We start from the raw sequence: 17,978 nt of genomic DNA on the forward strand, positions 1-17,978 counted from the left end.
ACCGCACGTCAGCTGATGGGCAAACTTTGTTGCCGGTCCGGCAAGCCGCCCTTGCGGTAGTCCTGCGGGCTGACGCCGCGCACCCGCTTGAACGCGGTGCTGAAGGCGAAGGCCTGGCTGTAGCCGACCTTGCGGGCCACCGCCTCGACGGTCGCGTCGGTCTCCCGGAGCAGGTCGGCGGCGAGGGCGAGGCGCCATTCGGTGAGGTAGCTCATCGGGGGCTCCCCGACCAGTTCGGTGAACCGGCGGGCCAGCCCGGCCCGGGAGACCCCGGTCCGTGCGGCGAGTGCGGCGACGGTCCAGGGGTGGGCGGGCTCGTTCTGGAGGAGGCGCAGCGCCTGTCCGACGACGGGGTCGCCCATGGCCCGGTACCAGGCGGGGGCCTCGGCGCCGGGCCGGGAGAACCAGGTGCGCAGGGTGTCGATGAGGAGCAGGTCGAGGAGCCGGTCGAGCACGACGCTCTGGCCCGGTTCGTCGCGGGCGATCTCCGAGCCGAGCAGGCTCAGCAGCGGTCCGGTGGTCCGGCCGTCGGCGGGCAGGAGGAGCAGCGGCGGCAGGGCGTCGAGCAGCCGTCCGCTGATCTCGCCGTCCATCAGATAGGTGCCGACGAGCACGACGGCCGAGCCCTCGGCGGCGTTGCCCCAGGTCCGTACGCCCAATCGCATGGACTGGGCCAGCGGTTCGCCGCGCAGGGTGGTGCAGCCGCCGCCGGGTCCGATGAGGGCGTGGGGCGCGGTGTCGGGTCCGTCGGCGACGGTGTACGGCTCCGGGCCGCGGGCGACGGCCAGATCGCCCGGGGTCAGCCGTACGGGAGCGGTGCCGGCGTCGGGACGGATCCAGGCCTCGCCCTCGGTGACGGCCATCAGACAGAGCGGGGCCCGGTCCTCGATCCGTACGGACCACGGCGGTTCCATCACCATCCGCAGCAGGAAGGCGCCTCGGGCGCGCGGTCCGTCGAGCAGGCCTGCGAGTGCGTCCATGCGGTGCAGCGTAGACGCGCGCGTAGGGAGGTGAGTGGCTGGGGCATGGAGGGCGGGGGCGGGGCCGGGGAGTCTGGGGGCATGACAGAGAACACGGAGAACACGCAGCGGCAGAACCCCGTCACCGGCCCGGTCCTGGTGACGAGCGGGACGGGCAAGACGGGCCGGCGGGTGGTGGAGCGGCTGGCGGCGCGGGGCCTTCGGGTGCGGGCCGGGTCGCGGGACGGCGCCGTCGCGTTCGACTGGACGGACCCCTCGGGGTGGGAGGCCGCGCTGACGGGTGCGGAGGCGGCGTACATCGCCTACTACCCGGATCTGGCGGCGCCCGGGGCGCCGGAGGCGATGGCGGAGTTCGGCGCGGTCGCGCGCCGGTGCGGGGTGCGGCGGCTGGTGCTGCTGTCGGGGCGGGGCGAGCCGCAGGCCGTGGTGGCCGAGGAGGCGCTGCGGTCGTCGGCCGGTGACGCCGAACTGACCGTGCTGCGTTCGGCGTTCTTCGCGCAGAACTTCAGCGAGGGGGCGCTGGCGGACGGGGTGCACCTGGGTGAGGTGGTGTTCCCGGCGGGCACGACGGCCGAGCCGTTCGTCGACGCCGACGATCTCGCGGACGTGGTGGTGGCGGTGCTGTGCGGGGAGGCGGGCGCGGGCGAGGTGCACGAGCTGACCGGACCCCGGCCGCTGACCTTCGCCGAGGCGGCGGCGGCGCTCACCGCCGCCACCGGGCGGCAGGTGCGCTACGTCGCGGTGACGGAGGATCAGTACAGCTCCATGCTGATCGACTTCGGCGTTCCGGATGCCGAGGCGGACATGCTGGCCGAGCTGTTCACCTTCCTGCTGGACGGGCACAACGCCACGGTGACCGACGGGGTGAAGCGGGTCCTGGGCCGCGATCCGAAGCCGTTCGCCGTCTTCGCGTCGGAGGCGGCGCAGGACGGGGCGTGGGGCGGCGCCTGAGCGGGGCGGGCGTGGGCCCCGGGCGGGCTCGCGCGCCCTCAGCGGCGGCGGAACGCCAGGAGCCGGTACTCCGGTTCGGCACGGCGGCGGTCGGGGCCGGGCAGTGCGGCGAGCCCGCGCACGAGGTCGTCGGCCGCCGTGCCCGGCAGCACCAGACGCGAGGCGTAGGAGCCGCGCAGGACCCCGTCGGCCGCGGTCAGCGGGGTCCTGCCCTGGCCGTGGCCGCGGAAGACCCCGCTGCCCATCACATCGAGACCGCAGGCGGCGGCGTGGCCGAGGACCCGGTCCGTGGCGTCGGACGGGGAGACGGAGAGGTAGGGGCCGAACAGCGCGTCGATGTCGCTGCCGACGTCGTGCGCGGCGTCCTTGTCGACGGTGGTCACGAACACGCCGCCGGGCCGCAGGATCCTCGCCGCCTCGGCCACGACCGCGGGCACGGCGCCCTCCTCGCGCAGCAGGTGCAGCAGCCACACGGCCGTCACCGCGTCCACGGACGCGTCGCGCACGGGCAGCCGGCGCGCGTCGGCCAGCACGACGCCTCCGACCCGTTCCCGTGCCACCCGGGCCATGCCCGGGGAGGCGTCGGAGCCGTACACCCGCAGGCGCGGCCGGCCGGCGGCGAGCCGCTCGGTGACCAGACCCGTGCCGCACCCGATGTCCAGCAGGGTGCGCGCGGTGGGCGGAACGAGGCCCAGCACGGCGCGGGCAGCCGCCTGCGCCCTGGGGACACCGCCGCGCGTCGCGTCGTAGACGGCGGCCTCCTTGTCGTAGTCCAGCATGCGGACGACTGTACGACAAAGGACCGCAGCCCACGGCCCGGAGCCGACGATCGTATTGCCGCAGGACGACGGGGGCCATAACGTGCGGTTATGGAGCTGGAGTTGCGCCATCTGCGAACCGTACGGGCCATCGCCGAGACCGGAAGCCTCACCAAGGCGGCCGCCGCGCTCGGGCTGGCCCAGCCCGCGCTGAGCGCGCAGCTGCGGCGGATCGAGAAGGCGCTGGGCGGGCCGCTGTTCGACCGCGACCACACGGGTGCGCGCCCCACGCTCCTGGGCGAACTGGTGCTGGAACGCGCCCGGGTGGTGCTGCCCGCGGTGAGCGAACTCCAGGAGGAGGCGGTGCGGTTCGCGAACGCCTGGGGGGCCATGGAGCGGTTCCGGCTCGGCGCCACCCACGGACCGCTGCTGGGCGGGCTGGTCGACCGGCTCGCCACCGCGCACCCGTCCGCCCCGGTCTCCACGTACACCTCCTGGTCCGTCGCCGAGCTGGCCGGCCAACTGGTCGACGGGCGGCTGGACTTCGCCCTGGTCGGGGCGTGCGGCGAGAGTGCGCCCCCGGTCGCCGACCGGCTGCGGTGGGAGGTCATCGGCATCGATCCGGTGTTCGTGATGCTGCCGGAGACGCATCCGCTGGCCGGTGAGGCGGAGCTGGAACTGTCCGCGCTGGCGGACGAGGGCTGGGCGGACGTGCCGGGCGACGGCTGTTTCGCGGACTGTTTCGTGGCCGCCTGCGCGCGTGCCGGGTTCAGTCCGGTCTCGGTGTTCGAGACGGACACGGTGTCCGTGGTCCATCTGGTGCAGGTGGGGCGGGCGGTCGGACTGTGCCGGGCGACGTTCCCGCCGACACCGGGCGTGGTGACCCGGCCGATCGCCGGTTCCCCACTGAGCTGGCGTCATCTGCTGGGCTGGCATCCGCGCTCGGCCGCCGCCGCGGCGGCGGCCGCGGCGGTCACCGGGCACACCCGGGCGGCGTACGCCCAGGCGGTGGAGCGCAGCGACAGCTACACCCGCTGGCTCGCCGCGCATCCGCGTTTCGGCGCGGCCCCCTGACGGGGCGTCCGGGGCCGCGTCTCATTCGGCCCCGTGGGCGGGGGCGGCGGCCGCGACCCGGCCGGCCAGCTCCAGATCCTTGGCCGTGACCTTGCCGCCCGCGTCGTGGGAGTTCACCGACAGAGCGACCGAGTTGTAGCCGAGCGTCAGATCGGAGTGGTGGTTCAGCTCGTCCTGGATCCGGGCGATGTGCATCGCGAACGCGGCGGCGGCGATGTGCGAGGGCAGCCGGTAGGAACAGGTGATGCGGTCCCCCTCCACCGCCCATCCGGGCAGCTCGCGCAGCCCTTCCTCGATCGCGTGCGGCGGCAGGGGTGCGGCGGGCATGGAGGGCTCCCTCGTCGGGGTCGGGTGGGGTGGCACTGCCGGTGACGTTACGGTCTCGGTATGACAACTGTCGCGCTTGACACGGGGGTAGGGCCGCTGCTGCGCAGCTGGCGGGAGCGTCGCCGGATCAGTCAGCTGGAGCTCGCGCTGCGGGCGGACTCCTCGGCCCGGCACATCTCCTTCATCGAGACGGGCCGTGCCCGCCCCAGCCAGGAGATGGTCCTGCGGCTGGCGGAGCACCTGGACGTGCCCGTACGGGAGCGCAACGCGCTGCTGGTGGTCGCCGGATACGCGCCGCACTACGCGGAGACCCCGCTCGACGACCCGGCCATGGGGGCGCTGCGCGAGGGGCTGGACCGGCTGCTCCAGGGCTACGACCCGTACCCGGCGTTCGTCGTGGACGGCCTGTACACGGTGGTGGCGGCCAACGACGGGATGCGCCGGATGCTGGACGGGGTGGCGGAGCATCTGCTGGTGCCGCCGCTGAACGCGATGCGGCTGACCCTGCACCCGGAGGGCATGGCCCCGCACATCCTCAATCTGCGGGAGTGGCGGGCCGATCTGCTGGCGCAGATGGAGCGTCAGATCGCCCTGGCCCGTTCGGTGGAGCTGCGCGCGCTGTACGAGGAGGTGGCGGGCTATCCCGTACCGGAGCGGTCCCGGGACGCGGAGGGCTGGGAGCCGCCCTCGGCTTCGGTGCCGTTCGCGCTGCCGCTGGTCGTCGAGCACCACGGGCACGTGCTCTCGTTCGTGGCGTCCATCGCCACGTTCAACACCCCGATGGATGTGACGGTGGCGGAGCTGGCGATCGAGACGCTGCTGCCGGCCGACGCGGCGACGGCGGCGTATCTGCGGTCGCTCGCGGGCTGACCCGGTCCGGCCGCTCACTTCTTGACGACGGGGTGGATCCACTCGCCGTCCTCGCGGGCCAGGAGCTGGGCGGCCGGGCAGAGCAGGACGAGGACCACCGAGGCGAGCACCAGCGGCAGCGCGGGCCGCCCGTGCAGGACGGCGACGGCGCCGACGAGGGCACCGGCCAGCATGGCCGCCGCCGACAGGGCGCGGCGCCCGGCCCGGCTGCCGCCGCCCCCGGCGAGCCGGCCGTCGGCAGCAATCCCCGTGATGGTCAGGGTGAGGACCGTCGTGGTCAGATCGGGGACGGCGAGCGCCCGCGCGACGGCGTTCTGCACCCCGAGGCCGAGGGCGAGCAGCACGATCAGGGTGAAGCGCACCCCGCCGTGGAAGGGGGTGCCCGAGACGAGCGCGACGGCGAGCGCGGCCAGGACGCACACCGTCTCCGCCCACAGCCCGCGCAGCAGCATCCGGCCGCGGTGGGCGCGGGCGTGGTGCACGATCCGCCCGCCGGCCAACGCGCCCGCCGCGAAGGCGACGAGCGCGAACAGGGAGGCGGCGAGGGAGAACCCGGGAGCGCCGGCGAACGCGAACCCGGCGAAGACCACGTTGCCCGTCATGTTGGCGACGAAGACCCGCCCGAGTTCCAGATAGCTGACGGCGTCGACCAGACCGGTGACGACGGTCAGCGCGAGCATCAGCGGCGGCAGCGGACCGTGCCGGTCGTCCGGGTCGGGTACGAGGGTGGTCCATGCCTCACGCAGGACGACGGGCACGGGAACGCTCCGATCACGGGGTACGGGAGACGGCTCGGTGTGATCAGGATGGTGCCGTCGTGCCCGGCCCGGAGGGAACGCCCGCCGCGTGTCGTCGCCCCCGCGCCACGGGTGCACGGGGCGCGGGGGCGACGGCGGGGCTCAGACCCGGGCGCCGTTGTCGAGCGGGTCGCGGCGTCCGGCACCCGAGCGGGCGCGCGGGGCGCGCGTCCGGGCCGGCGGCGGGACCCTGCCGCTGCTCTCCAGCAGCAGCGCTCCCGGTACGGCGGTCATGACCGAGGAGTACGTGCCCACGACGATGCCGATCAGCAGGGCGAGGGCGAAGTCCTCCAGGGAGTCGCCGCCGAGGACCGCCAGCGCGGTGAGGATGAACAGCGCGCCCATCCCGGTGTTGACGGTCCTCGGCACCGTCTGGAGGACGGCGTGGTTGGCGACGTCGGCGAGCGGTTTGCGGCGGGCCTTGGCCCACAGCTCCCTGACCCGGTCGAAGACCACGACGGAGTCGTTGACCGAGTAGCCGATGACGGTGAGCAGCGCCGCCAGGAAGATGCCGTCGACGGTGCGCCCCAGCCAGGCGAAGGCGCCGATCAGGATGATCACGTCGTGGATCAGCGCGCCGACCGAGGCCACGGCGAAGGTCCAGCGGAACCGGATCGCCAGATACGCCAGTTGGACGAGGACGGCGATCGCCAGGGCGATCAGCGCGTTGCGCCGCAGTTCGTCGCCGAGGCTGGGTCCGATGAGTTCGTCGCGGACCTTGGTGGTCTCGCCGCCCTCCTCGGCCAGTGCCGCGCGCAGCCGGTGCTCGGCGTCGTTGTCGAGGTCCCCGGTGCGTACGGAGATGTCACCGGCGCCCGCGGTGGTGACCTCGGCGTCGCCGAAGCCGGCCCCGGCCAGCGCCGTACGGGCCCGCTCGACGTCGACCGGCCGGCTGGTCGCGTACTCGACGAGCCGGCCGCCGGTGAACTCCACGCCCAGGTTGACGCCGCGCACCACGATGCCCGCGACGGCCACGGCGACCAGGACGGCGGAGACCATCAGCCAGCGGCGCGGGGTGCGCATGAGCTGCGGGTCGCGGCGGGTGATCCAGGTCCGCACCCGCCCCGGGCTCGCGATGCCGTTGACGCCCCGGTAGTCGGCGACGAACCGGGACCGGGAGGCCGTCTCGGTGAGCACCCGGGCGATGACCAGCGCGGAGAACATCGAGGCGAGCACACCGATGCCGAGCGTGACACCGAAGCCCTTGACGGGTCCGGAGCCGAGGAAGAAGAGCAGTCCGGCGGCGATGAGCGTGGTCACGTTGGAGTCGGCCACCGCGCTCCAGGCGTGCCGGAACCCGGCGACGAGCGAGGTGCGCAGGGACCGCCCCGGCCGCCCGGCGTACTCCTCCCTGGCCCGTTCGAAGACCAGCACGTTCGCGTCGACCGCCATGCCGATGGCGAGCACGAACCCGGCCAGCCCCGGCAGGGTGAGCGTCACTCCGAGACCGACCAGTGCGGCGTACGAGATGACTCCGTAGGCCGCCAGGGCCACGGCGGCGAGGGCGCCGAAGAGCCGGTAGACGACGGTGATGAACAGGGCGGTGGCCGCGGCGCCGATCAGGGCGGCCCGCGCACTGGCGTCGATGGCGTCGGCCCCGAGCGTGGGTCCGACGGTCCGCTGCTCGACGATCTCGACGGGGACGGGCAGGGCGCCGCCCTGGATGAGCAGGGCCAGTTCGCGCGCCTCGTCGGCGCTGAACGCGCCGGTGATCTGGGTCGATCCGGAGGGCAGCCCGGTGTTGCAGCCGACGCTCGGGGAGACCTGCGGCGAGGAGATCACCTTCTCGTCCAGCACGATGGCGACCCTGCGCCGTTCGTCCTGGACGGGGTGACAGGCCGCCTCGCCGGTCAGTTTGGTCCAGTCCCGGCCGGCGTCCTTGTGGAAGTCCAGCGCGACCGACCAGCCGGCCCCCTGCTGCGCGTCGAACGAGGCCGACGCGTCCTTGACCCCCGCGCCGGAGAGCGCGACGGGCCCGAGCGCGAGGAACCGGCCCTGCTCGTCGGGGAGCGTGGGGCCTTCGGTGCCGGTGGCGGTGGGGCCCTCGGTGCCGGAGGTCGGAGTGGTGCTCTCGGTGCCGGAGGTCGGCGTGGTGCTCTCGGTGCCGGGCTTGTCGCCGCTTTCGGGGCCGGTCTTCCCTGACCGGGTGGCCTCGGCGTCGGCGGCGGTGCCGGGGCCGCGTACCGCGTGGAAGGTGAGCTGGGCGGTGCGGCCGATGACCTCGGCGGCCTTGCGCGGGTCCTGGACGTCGGGGAGTTCGACGATGATCCGGTCCTCGCCGGACCGGGTCAGGGTCGGTTCGGTGACCCCGAGGGAGTCGATGCGCTTGCGGAGCACCTCAAGGGTGCGGTCGGTGCTCTTCCGGTCGGCCTTCGCCGTGTCGGAGTCCTTCGCCTGCAGGACGAGCCGGGTGCCGCCCTGGAGATCGAGGCCCAGCCGGGGGGACATGGTCAGCGTGATGAGCACGGAGACGAGCAGTACGGCCGCGGCCAGTACCGCCCGCACCGTGGTGGCGCGGGTCATGCGTGGGTCCTCCGAGGGGTGCCGGACGGGTGGTTCCGGACCCCTCGGAGGCGGCCGGTCCTGCGGAGGAGAGCGGATCCTCCACAGAAACGGCCGGCTCTAGGAGCGCGGAACCGTCACGGCGGTGAGGTGGGTCGGGACCGGTGCCGGGTCCCACGGCCGGTGAACGGCCGCGCTCGGAGGTCCGCGTACGCCGGGCAGCGCGGCACGGAAGCGGTCTGCGGCCGCCGCCGGTACGGCGGACGGCCCCCCGGGGACGGGGTGCGGAGGCGGAAGGCCGGGCGGGGACGACGGCAGGAAGCCGGGCCCGGGAGGCGGCAGATGCTGCGGCGCACGCGGCTGCTCGGACACCGCCCACGGCTGACCGGCCGCCCAGTGCGGAGGAACGGCCCCCGTCCGAGGCACCGCCCAGGACTGCGGCATGCCCCGCGGGTGCGGGGCGATGCGCGGGTGCGGGGCGACACGCGGCTGGGGCGTCGTGGTGGGGACGGACCGCAGGGTGTCGACGGCGGTGGGGGTGGGGACGGCCGTGGAGTCGGGGGCGGCTGTCCGTTCGGGACGGGCCGGCGCCTCGGGGGACGATGCCCCGCTGTCCGCCGGCGACCACGCGTCGCCGGACGTGCGGAACGCGGGCGCGGACGCGTGGTCCGCTCCGGCGGCGGGCTCGGTCGCGGATTGCGCGGGCACGTGCCCCGAGACCGACGGCACCTGCCCCAGCGCCGCCGGAGCGACACCCGTCACCGCGAGGACGGCGAGGAGCAGCGCGGCAAGGAAGCGCCGGGCCGCCGCGCCACTGAGCGGCCGGACGGCAGGGAGTGTCGGGACGCCGGGGAAGGGCGGAACGCCCACGGATCCCAGGACGTCGGCAGGTCTCAGGACGTCGACGGATCTCGGGACGCCGAGAGGTCGCGGCACGTCGACGGATCCCGGCCCGCCTCGCGATCCCGAAGCGCCGAAAGGCCTCCGAGCGTCGGAGAGCCTTGAAGCGCCTCGGGATCTCGAAGGGCCAAAGGGCCTCGGAGCGTCGGAGACCCCCGAAGCGCCCGAGCACCCCGTCGGGGTACCGGGGAGCGGCGGAACGCCCTGGGGTGCCGGGATGTGCGGCCGGTCCCCTCGGGGTGCGTTCCCCCGGGGCGGCCCCGGGAGGGGGGTCACCTGGTCCGGCCGGGCAGGGCGGGTGCGGCGTGGCGGAGCACGGAGCCGAGGACCAGTCCTGCTCCGCGTACGACCGTGGTCGCCGGGTCGTCCGTGAGCCGGACCGGGACGCCGAGGCGGACCGCGACGCGCTGGGTGATGTCCGGACGGAGCGCTCCCCCGCCGGTGAGCAGCGGCCCCCGGCGCAGGGCGCCGAGCAGCGCCCCGTGCCGGTCCTGTCGCCACATGTCCATGACCATGTCGAGGACGGTGCCGACCACGGCGGCGGGCGGGGCGCCGGCCTCCAGATCACTGGTGCCGGTCTCGGCCAGGCGCGCGTCGCGCACCCGGCCGCCGACGAGGAGCGTCGTCTCGGTCAGTTCGGCGCCGATGTCGACGACGAGCAGCGGCCCCCCGTCGTGCGGTCCGGCGCAGGCGGCAGCCGCCCTGGCACTGTCCAGGACGATGACATCGGCCGGGCCCAGCGCGGTGAGCATGTCCCGTGCCGCCGCGCGGTGTTCGGGACCGGTGAGCAGGGGGTGGCTGAGGACGATCACCGCGTCGCCCCGGTCGGCGCCGAGTGCGGTGTCCGCGATGCGGCCGAGCGTCCGGCCGCAGGACTCGGGGTCGACGATGCGCCCGCGCCGGACCGGCCGGCCGTCGTGCGCCGGCGCGTCGGCCCGGCCGGAGCCGGTGTCCGCGACGACGCCCTGCCCGGGGATCCAGGCGCGGATGCCGGAACTGCCGAGGTCGAGCGCGATACCGCGGGTCACACCGCGGTGCGGGAGCCGGGGGGACATCGTCCGCTGCCGGTCCGGCCGGTGACCGGATCCGGTCCGCCGGCGCCCGTCGCGCACAGAACGCATCGCCCCTCACCCCCGGTCCGCCGACGCGGCCGTTCACACACCCATGGACCCGCGCATCGCGAGGCATGGCCGAACCCTCACTATGCAATAGGGAGGCAAAGAAAGCCACTTCCACGCAAAATCCAAGGCCACCCCAGCCCCCAAGGCCCCTGGGCCACCGACGCCGCCCGCGCCGCCCTCCGCCGGGGCCCGGTCCTCCGGACGCCCCGGTGTCCGGCGGTGGGGTCAGACCGCGTCCGGCAGGAACGCGGCGACGAGCGCGGCGAACTCCTCCGGGCCGGATATGCGCACTCCCAGGTCCTCCGCCTTGGCACGCTTGGAACCGGCCTTCTCGCCGGCGACCAGAAGGGTCGTGCGCTTGGAGACGCTGGAGGAGGACTTTCCGCCGGCCCGCTCGATCAGCTCGTTCATCTGGTTGCGCGAGAGCTTCTCCAGCGCACCGGTCATGGCGCCGGTGACGACGACGGTCATCCCGTCCAGCGGTCCGGCATCGGCACCCCCGGCGCTCCCGGTCTCCCCGCCCGCGGCCCCGTCCGCCGTACCGTCGGCGCCCTCCGCACCCTCCTCGCCGGGCTCCGGCGGCGGGGTCGCACCCGGCTCGGTCATCGTCAGCCCGGCGGCGACCAGCTTGTCGATCAGCGGGGCCAGCTCCACCAGCTCCGCGACGACGGCCGCCGCCTTCTCCTTGCCGATGCCGTCCACCCGCTGGAGGGCTTCGGCGTCGGCGGCCCGGATCCGGTCCATGTCCGCGAAGTAGCGCGCGATGCGGCGGGACATGGAGCGGCCGGTGCCCCGCACCCCGAGCGCGCAGAAGACCCGGGACAGCGGCTGGCGGCGCGCGGCGTCGATCGCGGTCAGCAGGTTGTCGGTACTGGTCTCGCCCATCCGCTCCAGCGCCAGCAACTGCTCGCGCTCCAGGGCGAACAGATCGGCGAAGTCCTTCACGAGACCGGCGTCGACGAGCTGCACGACCCGGGTGGCGCCCAGGCCCTCGATGTCGAGCTGGTCACGCCCGGCGGCGTACGAGACCGAGGCGACCAGACGGCAGTCGCGGCCCCGGACGCAGCGCCAGCGCTGCTCGCTGGTGTCGATCTCGGATCCGCACTGCGGGCAGGACTCGGGGAAGGCGATCGGCTGTTCCTCGCCCGTGCGCAGATGGGCGACCGGGGCCTCGATGCGGGGGATGATGTCGCCCGCCTTGTAGACCATCACGTGGTCGCCGACGCGCAGATCGCGGCGGGTGATGTCCGCGGGGTTGTGCAGGGTGGCGTACCCGACGGTCGATCCGTCGATCTCGACGGGCTCCAGGACGGCGCGCGGGGCGATGATGCCGGTGCGGCCCACGTTCCACTCGACGCCCAGGAGGCGGGTGACCTTCTCGACGGCCGGGAGCTTGTAGGCGATGGCCCAGCGCGGCGCCCGGCTGCCGGAGCCGGCGTCCCGCCGGTCCGCGGCGAGGTCCGCCTTGATGACGATGCCGTCGATGCCGAAGGACAACGAGGCGCGCAGCGAGGCGATCTCCTCGATCCGCGCCTGGACCTCCTCCACCGTGGCCAGGGTGCGCGGCGCCACCACCGTCTCCCCGGCGGTGTGCACGCCGAGCCCGGCCGCGTAGGTCAGCGTCTCGCCGTGCGGCAGCTCGGCCAGGGCGGTGGCCGTGTCCCCGGAGTCGGGCAGGGCGACGACCCCGTAGGCGAAGAACGTCATCTCCACCGTGTACGCCCGGTCCTTGGCGCGCAGGGTGCCCGCCGCGCCGTTGCGCGCGTTGGCGAAGGGGGCGCCGCCGTGCGCGGTGCGGGCCGTGTTGGCGCGCTCGAACTGCTCGGCCGTCATCAGGATCTCGCCGCGCAGCTCGATCGTCACCGGCTCGGCCAGCTCGGCCGGGAGGCCCACGACCGTGCCGATCGCATGCGAGACGTCCTCGCCGGCGGTGCCGTCGCCCCGGGTGATCAGCCGCTCCAGTCTGCCCTCCCGGTAACGCGCGGCGACCGCGAGGCCGTCGAGCTTCGGCTCGACGCTCCAGGCGGCGACCGGTCGGCCTATCCGCCGCTCCAGCGAGGCGGTCCAGGTGGCGAACTGCTCGGCCGAGAACACATTGTCCAGGGAGAGCATCGGCACCGTGTGCGGAACGTCGCCGACTGCGGTGCCGCCGGCCACCTTGCCGGTCGGCGAATCGGCCAGCACCTCCTGCGGATGCGCCTCCTCGTAGGCGGCGATGCCACGCGCGAGCCGGTCGTACGCGTCGTCGTCGAGCGCGCTCTCGCCCGTGGCGTAGTACGCGGCGGCGGCCCGGGACGCCTCTTCGACGGCGGCGGCGTAGGCGGCGGTGTCGGCGAGCACAACAGCTGAGTTCGTCATGCCCTCCATCCTGCCGTCCACCACTGACAACGCCCCGCTCGCACGGGGCTGGCCCGGCCTCCGCACGGCCCCGCACCGCGCCCCGCCCCCCTATGTGGCGGCCTGACACGGAACCTCTCGCAAGAGAGCGCTCTCCCATCACGGAGCCTTCTCAACTGACTTTTCAGCACACGGAGTTCCGGAACCGCAGCCTCTCTTGACATGCCCGTAACACGCTTTTACGTTCCTCGCAGAGAGCGCTCTCTCGCACCGGAATCCCCCACTTCCCCGAACAGGAGTGCCGTGCTCTTCTTCCGTCACCGACGCGCCCGCGAGGACAGTCACCGCAGAACCCGGCCCGGCCGCCGCCGCACCGCGGCGCTCGTCGCCGCCGTCCTGGCCCTGTCCTTCCTGGAGGCGAACACCGGCAACGCGTCAGCCGGTCCGGACACATCCGCCCCCGCCGCACCCGCGGCGGCCGCCGATGTGGTCCGGGTCGCCGAGTTCCTCGCCGAGTGCCCGTACACCCACCGGGCCCCCGACGACCCGATCGTCTTCCCGGGGCTGCCCGGGGCCTCGCACATGCACAGCTTCTTCGGCAACGACTCGACCAACGGCAACTCCGACCTCGCCTCGCTGGAGAAGGCGAGGAGCAGTTGCTCCCCCGACATCGACCTGTCCTCGTACTGGGTGCCGACGCTGTACGACGGCGACAAGGAGGTCGAGCCCACCGGCACGACCTTCTACTACCTCGGCGAGGGCGTGCGCGACGACGTCATCCGGCAGATCAAGCCCTTCCCCCGGGGCCTGCGGATCGTCGCGGGCAACGCGAAGGCGACCGGGCCGGACGACAACACCATCTCGCGCTGGTCGTGTCTGCATCACGGGGAGGTCAACCCCTCCCACGACTTCGTGAACTGCCCGTCCGGCGCCATGCTGGAGTCCTACCTCGACTTCCCGCAGTGCTGGAACGGCAAGGACCTGGACTCCCCCGACCACAAGAGCCATATGTCCTACCCGGTGGGCGGGGAGTGCCCGGCCACGCACCCGGTGCCGGTGCCCAAGCTCCGCCAGGTGCTGCGCTACCCGGTGAACGGGGATCCGTCCCGCTTCCGGCTGGCCTCCGGCCCCGGCTACACGATGCACGGCGACTTCTTCAACGTGTGGCCCGAGGCCGAGATGGCGCAGCGGGTGCGTGACTGCATCAACGCGATCATCAAGTGCGGTGCCGACGGCACTCCCTGACCGTCCGTCATTCATCCGACGCCCGTCCGGGGTCCCCGCGCCCCGGACGGGCCCTTCTCCCGAGGACCCCGCGATGAAGGCGGCCCGCACCACCGCGGCACTCTCCCTGCTCCTCGCCCTCGCCGGCTGCGCCGGCCCGTCGGGATCCGGCGGCTCCGCCGCACCGTCCCGCCCGGCCCCGGCCACCGGATCCCCCTCCCCGCTCTCCGCGCCGGCCGATCCCACGGACGCCGCCTGGGTCCAGCTGATGACCCCGATGAACGAACAGGCCGTGGCGCTCCTCGCACTCGCACCGGACCGGTCCGCCGATCCCCGGGTGCGGGCCTGGGCCGCCGCCCTGCGGTCCGCGCAGAACCGCGAACTGGCCCGGCTGCGTCCGCTGCTGGCCCTGATGGGGCTGCCGGACACCAATGTCCACGAGGGCCACACCATGCCGGGCATGGTCACCGGACCCGACCTGGCGCGGGCCCGCACGCTCTCGGGGCACGCGTTCGACCGTCTGCTCGTGACCCTGATCCGCGCCCATCTGCGCCAGTCCTCGCAGGTCTCGCGCTCGGAGACCACCGCCGGCACCCGGTCGGACGCGCGACGCCTCGCCGGCGGGCTGGTCGCGGCGCGCACGGCCGAACTCGCCCGGCTGCCGGGCCTGTCGGAGGGGTCCGGCTGAGCGCGGGCCGGGCCTCCGCCCCGGCCGGGCGGGCGTTCCGCGCCGGTCGTACCACCCGGTATAAAGACTGCATGACTGCCGAAGCGCCCCCGCCCGCACGTCCCGCCACCCTGGAGGACGTGGCCGGGGTGGCCGGAGTGTCCCGGGCGACGGTGTCCCGGGTGATCAACGGAGCGACCACCGTGGACCCGGCGCTGCGGCGGATGGTCGAGGAGGCCGTGGACGCCACCGGGTACGTGCCCAACCGCGCGGCCCGTTCGCTGGTGACCCGGCGCACCGATTCGATCGCGCTCGTCGTCTCCGAGCGCGAACGGCGCACGGTGGCCGAGCCGTTCGTGGGACGGATGTTCTCCGATCCGTACTTCGGGCGGGTGGTCGGCGGTCTGCTGGAGGTACTGCGCCCGGCGGGCGTCCAGCTGGTGCTGATGCTGGCCGACGACCAGGAGTCGCGCGCCCAGCTCGTCTCGTATCTGCGCCACGGCCATGTCGACGGGGTGGTGCTCATCTCCTCGCACGCGGACGATCCGCTGCCGGGGCTGCTGCACGAGACCCGGCTGCCGGCGGTCCTGGCGGGGCGGCCGCTCCGGCCGACGCCGCTCACCTATGTGGACGCCGACCAGCGGGCGGGCGCGCAGCTGGCCGCCGACCATCTGGCGGCGCTGGGCCGGCGGCGGATCGGCACGGTCTCGGGCCCGCAGGACATGCCGGCCGGTCAGGCGCGGCTCGCGGGCTTCGTCGACGCCCTGGCCGCGCACGGCATCGTGGACGTGGCCGCCGCGGAGGGCGATTTCACGCACGCGGGCGGGGCGGGTGCGATGCGGCGGCTGCTCGCGGAGCGGCCGGATCTGGACGCGGTGTTCATCGCCTCGGACCTGATGGCCCTGGGTGCCGTTCCGGTGCTGCTGCGGGCCGGGCGGGACGTGCCCGGGGACGTGGCGCTCGTCGGGTTCGACGACAGCAGCGCGGCCCTGGCCTGCGATCCGCCGCTGACGACGGTCCGCCAGCCGATCGAGGAGATGTCCGCCGAGATGGCCCGGCTGCTGCTGAAGCAGATCGGCGGGCCGGGGGTCCCGCCGCCGTCGGTGGTCTTCCATCCGACGTTGGTCCGGCGGCAGTCGGCCTGAGCCGGCGCCCGGGACGGGCGGCGGTCAGCCCCGCGCCCCGGTGCCGGCGTCCGTCCCCCGGCCGGACCCGCCCGCCGGGAATCCGGGTGCCCCCGTCCCGTCCGCGCCCCGTACCGCGCGGCGGCCGAAGCGGCGCCCACCGGTGCGGCGGCGGGTGTCGCGCAGGGGGACCTGGGGCCCGGACACCTCGCGCAGCCAGTGCCGCAGGACGCGGTGAACCGATTCGGCGCCGACCAGTTCGGCCGCCGGTGCCCCGTCCTCGCCGACGACCTCCAGGGGGTCGGTCATCTCGCGCGGCCACAGCAGGAAGGGGCGGGACTGGGCGCCGCCGAGACCTCCGTGGGAGCCGATCTGCTCCTCGAAGGCGTGGACGGTGTCCGTCTCGGGGTCGTACATCGAGTTGACCATCACGTCGGCGACGTGCGGGAACGTGTCGGTGCGCCGGATCGCGTCGGCGGCGCCCGGTCCGAAGGGGGCGAGGGGGCCCTGTCCGTCGGTGAGGTCCGCGACCGGGACGCGGGCGCCGTCGCGTCCGAGGACGACCGATCCGTCGCGCTCGCTGCGGACCAGCAGGAAGCCGATGCCGGGGTGGTTGGCGAGGGTGCCGAGCAGTGCGGGGTGGCGGCGGTCCAGCTGTTCCTGGGTGGCGCGGCCCGCGATGTCCGGAAAGGAGATCAGGCCGAGGTTGCCGGAGGCCAGGACGACGGGGTCGGAGGGGGTCGCGGCGACGTGCTCCTCCTCGCTCTGGGCGGCGACCGGGCGGTGCAGGGCGATCCGGACGGCGTCGCGGGCCTCGGAACCGCTGCGGGTGCGCTGGGCGCGGCGCGGGACGGGCAGTCCGCTGCCGGCCCGGACGAGGTCCTTCAGCGTCAGCCCGTACGCCCCGGCGAAGGTCTCCCCCGGGCTCTGGCCGTGGTCGGAGAGCAGGACGACGCGGTAGCGGCGCGGGGTGTGCTCGGCGACCTTGACGATCAGGGCGAGGGCGCGGTCGAGCCGGGCCAGTACCTTGCGCGCGTCCCGCCCGTGCGGTCCGGAGTGGTGGGCCACCTCGTCGTACGCCACGAGGTCGGCGTAGACGGCGGTGCGGCCGGCGAACATGTCCCCGATGACGGCGGCGACCACCACATCGCGTTCGACGACGGTCGCGAAGGCCCGGATGAAGGGGTAGAGCCAGCCGCGTTTGATCCGGGGGGTCTCCTTGCGGATGCGGGCCCGGGTGGACTGGCCGATCTCGCGGCCGGCCTCGGCGACGAAGGAGAGGGCGGTGCGGACGGCGTTGGCGGGGTCCGTGAAGTAGGCGAAGTACCCGGCGCGGGAGCGCCGCCCCTTGCCGCGCCGGGCGGCCATCGACAGCACCAGGGCGAGCTGGTCGGCGCCGCCGCTGAAGAGGTTGCCGCGGCTGGCGCCGTCCACGGTCAGGAGTCCGCCGTCGTGGGTGCGGAGGATGGCGCGGCGCTGGAGTTCGAGGGCGCTCGCCGGGCGGCTGGAGACCATGACGGCGCCGGTCTCCTTCTCGTACCAGCGGAAGGCGGGCACGTCGTGGTTGCTGCCGTGCAGGATGCCGAGCTGGCTGGCGCCGGTCTGGCTGGACCAGTCGGTGCGCCACGGGGTGAGGCGGTGGCCGGCGGGGTCGGCCAGCCAGTGGGCGACGGTGGGCATGACGCCGTCGGCCGCGGCGCGGGCGAGGACGTCGTGGCCGACGCCGTCGAGCTGGAGGAAGACGGTGCCGGGCGGGCCGTCCCCGTCGGTGCCGGGCGTACCGCTGCGGCGGCGGCGCCGTTCGGCCAGGCGGGAGAGCCGACGGCGGTAGGCGTTGTCGTCGCGGACCGCGAGGGCGGTGGAGGTCGCGGAGGCGACGGCGGACATCGCGGCGGCGACCACGACGGCGGTCTCGGGGGCGGCGGCTCCGCGCCCGTCGGGGATCAGCCGCAGGGCGACGATCAGCAGGGAGCCGTTGAGGAAGAAGACGAGCAGCCCGAGGACGAGCGCCGGGACGATGAGCAGGGCGCGTACGAGCAGCGGCCAGACGAGGGCGGAGAGCAGACCGAAGGCGCCCGCTCCCCAGGCCGCGGTGAACGCGGTCTTGGTCCAGCTGTCACCGTCGGCGGACTGGAGCTGGAAGTCCGGGAGGATCCCGGCGAGCACCAGCATGGTGAGGGTCGAGACCCCCCATACCGCGATCACTCGCATCAGGGCGCTCCCGGCCGTCCGCCATCGCCCGCCACTCACTCCGCCGCCACCTCACACGTCCGGGACCTGCCGTTCCGGTCCCCGCCCAGCCTTTCACAGCGGGCGGGACGGGCGGCGGAGCGGTGGCCCGGGGCG

Annotated in this window: 15 protein-coding genes; 6 read left to right on the plus strand and 9 right to left on the minus strand. The window is 74.5% G+C overall.

The annotated features are described in order from the left end of the window. Nucleotides 1–8: 8 nt before the first annotated feature. Entirely contained in the window at nt 9–980 is a 972-nt protein-coding gene (locus ACFVDM_RS15445; RefSeq protein WP_383638723.1) for an AraC family transcriptional regulator, read from the minus strand. Nucleotides 981–1,061: 81 nt separating this feature from the next. Here ACFVDM_RS15445 and ACFVDM_RS15450 point away from each other — a divergent pair, with 81 nt between their 5' ends. After that, complete coding sequence (locus tag ACFVDM_RS15450) at nt 1,062–1,931, plus strand: NmrA family transcriptional regulator (RefSeq protein WP_383638726.1); 870 nt, start codon at nt 1,062–1,064, stop codon at nt 1,929–1,931. A 38-nt stretch (nt 1,932–1,969) separates the two neighbouring features. Here ACFVDM_RS15450 and ACFVDM_RS15455 read toward each other — a convergent pair whose 3' ends face one another. Beyond that, nucleotides 1,970–2,710: a class I SAM-dependent methyltransferase gene (locus tag ACFVDM_RS15455; protein WP_383638729.1), complete on the minus strand. Its 741-nt coding sequence runs from the start codon at nt 2,708–2,710 to the stop codon at nt 1,970–1,972. A gap of 90 nt (nt 2,711–2,800) precedes the next feature. Here ACFVDM_RS15455 and ACFVDM_RS15460 point away from each other — a divergent pair, with 90 nt between their 5' ends. Beyond that, complete coding sequence (locus ACFVDM_RS15460) at nt 2,801–3,763, plus strand: LysR family transcriptional regulator (protein WP_383638732.1); 963 nt, start codon at nt 2,801–2,803, stop codon at nt 3,761–3,763. 21 nt (nt 3,764–3,784) lie between these two features. Here ACFVDM_RS15460 and ACFVDM_RS15465 read toward each other — a convergent pair whose 3' ends face one another. Then, entirely contained in the window at nt 3,785–4,090 is a 306-nt protein-coding gene (locus tag ACFVDM_RS15465) for a 4a-hydroxytetrahydrobiopterin dehydratase (RefSeq protein ID WP_383638735.1), read from the minus strand. A gap of 60 nt (nt 4,091–4,150) precedes the next feature. Here ACFVDM_RS15465 and ACFVDM_RS15470 point away from each other — a divergent pair, with 60 nt between their 5' ends. Continuing rightward, nucleotides 4,151–4,960, plus strand: coding sequence for a helix-turn-helix domain-containing protein (locus ACFVDM_RS15470; protein ID WP_383638738.1), 810 nt, complete (start codon nt 4,151–4,153; stop codon nt 4,958–4,960). Between the two features lie 14 nt (nt 4,961–4,974). On the opposite strand, the gene ACFVDM_RS15475 is transcribed toward ACFVDM_RS15470, so the two are convergent. From ACFVDM_RS15475 to ligA, 5 genes are all read right to left on the minus strand, one after another. Then, the gene (locus ACFVDM_RS15475; RefSeq protein ID WP_383638742.1) at nt 4,975–5,718 is read right to left on the minus strand and encodes a YoaK family protein; all 744 of its coding nucleotides are present in this window, start codon (nt 5,716–5,718) and stop codon (nt 4,975–4,977) included. A gap of 141 nt (nt 5,719–5,859) precedes the next feature. Further along, complete coding sequence (gene secD, locus ACFVDM_RS15480) at nt 5,860–8,280, minus strand: protein translocase subunit SecD (protein ID WP_383638745.1); 2,421 nt, start codon at nt 8,278–8,280, stop codon at nt 5,860–5,862. 99 nt (nt 8,281–8,379) lie between these two features. Then, nucleotides 8,380–9,195, minus strand: coding sequence for a hypothetical protein (locus ACFVDM_RS15485; protein ID WP_383638747.1), 816 nt, complete (start codon nt 9,193–9,195; stop codon nt 8,380–8,382). Between the two features lie 236 nt (nt 9,196–9,431). Next, nucleotides 9,432–10,280 (minus strand): rod shape-determining protein MreC, encoded by an 849-nt coding sequence (locus ACFVDM_RS15490; protein WP_383638750.1) that lies wholly within the window; start codon nt 10,278–10,280, stop codon nt 9,432–9,434. 225 nt (nt 10,281–10,505) lie between these two features. Then, nucleotides 10,506–12,647 (minus strand): NAD-dependent DNA ligase LigA, encoded by a 2,142-nt coding sequence (gene ligA, locus ACFVDM_RS15495; protein WP_383638753.1) that lies wholly within the window; start codon nt 12,645–12,647, stop codon nt 10,506–10,508. Between the two features lie 273 nt (nt 12,648–12,920). On the opposite strand from ligA, the gene ACFVDM_RS15500 reads away from it, so the two are divergent. The 3 genes from ACFVDM_RS15500 (at nt 12,921) to ACFVDM_RS15510 (ending at nt 15,653) form a co-directional block, all read left to right on the plus strand. Then, entirely contained in the window at nt 12,921–13,862 is a 942-nt protein-coding gene (locus tag ACFVDM_RS15500; RefSeq protein WP_383638756.1) for a DUF1996 domain-containing protein, read from the plus strand. A gap of 73 nt (nt 13,863–13,935) precedes the next feature. Then, nucleotides 13,936–14,529 carry a DUF305 domain-containing protein gene (locus ACFVDM_RS15505; protein ID WP_383638759.1) on the plus strand — a complete coding sequence of 198 codons (594 nt, stop codon included), beginning with the start codon at nt 13,936–13,938 and terminating at the stop codon, nt 14,527–14,529. A 71-nt stretch (nt 14,530–14,600) separates the two neighbouring features. Continuing rightward, nucleotides 14,601–15,653 (plus strand): LacI family DNA-binding transcriptional regulator, encoded by a 1,053-nt coding sequence (locus tag ACFVDM_RS15510; RefSeq protein ID WP_383638762.1) that lies wholly within the window; start codon nt 14,601–14,603, stop codon nt 15,651–15,653. Between the two features lie 24 nt (nt 15,654–15,677). On the opposite strand, the gene ACFVDM_RS15515 is transcribed toward ACFVDM_RS15510, so the two are convergent. Next, complete coding sequence (locus ACFVDM_RS15515) at nt 15,678–17,843, minus strand: alkaline phosphatase family protein (protein ID WP_383638765.1); 2,166 nt, start codon at nt 17,841–17,843, stop codon at nt 15,678–15,680. Between the last annotated feature and the right edge of the window lie 135 nt (nt 17,844–17,978).

Source organism: Streptomyces sp. NPDC057682, assembly GCF_042799575.1.
Lineage (GTDB): Bacteria > Actinomycetota > Actinomycetes > Streptomycetales > Streptomycetaceae > Streptomyces.

Coding starts and splice junctions, on each gene's coding strand:
- ACFVDM_RS15445 (WP_383638723.1), bottom strand. CDS start 980: ATGGACGCACTCGCAGGCCTGCTCGACGGACCGCGCGCCCGAGGCGCC.
- ACFVDM_RS15450 (WP_383638726.1), top strand. CDS start 1,062: ATGACAGAGAACACGGAGAACACGCAGCGGCAGAACCCCGTCACCGGC.
- ACFVDM_RS15455 (WP_383638729.1), bottom strand. CDS start 2,710: ATGCTGGACTACGACAAGGAGGCCGCCGTCTACGACGCGACGCGCGGC.
- ACFVDM_RS15460 (WP_383638732.1), top strand. CDS start 2,801: ATGGAGCTGGAGTTGCGCCATCTGCGAACCGTACGGGCCATCGCCGAG.
- ACFVDM_RS15465 (WP_383638735.1), bottom strand. CDS start 4,090: ATGCCCGCCGCACCCCTGCCGCCGCACGCGATCGAGGAAGGGCTGCGC.
- ACFVDM_RS15470 (WP_383638738.1), top strand. CDS start 4,151: ATGACAACTGTCGCGCTTGACACGGGGGTAGGGCCGCTGCTGCGCAGC.
- secD (WP_383638745.1), bottom strand. CDS start 8,280: ATGACCCGCGCCACCACGGTGCGGGCGGTACTGGCCGCGGCCGTACTG.
- ACFVDM_RS15490 (WP_383638750.1), bottom strand. CDS start 10,280: ATGCGTTCTGTGCGCGACGGGCGCCGGCGGACCGGATCCGGTCACCGG.
- ligA (WP_383638753.1), bottom strand. CDS start 12,647: ATGGAGGGCATGACGAACTCAGCTGTTGTGCTCGCCGACACCGCCGCC.
- ACFVDM_RS15505 (WP_383638759.1), top strand. CDS start 13,936: ATGAAGGCGGCCCGCACCACCGCGGCACTCTCCCTGCTCCTCGCCCTC.
- ACFVDM_RS15510 (WP_383638762.1), top strand. CDS start 14,601: ATGACTGCCGAAGCGCCCCCGCCCGCACGTCCCGCCACCCTGGAGGAC.
- ACFVDM_RS15515 (WP_383638765.1), bottom strand. CDS start 17,843: ATGCGAGTGATCGCGGTATGGGGGGTCTCGACCCTCACCATGCTGGTG.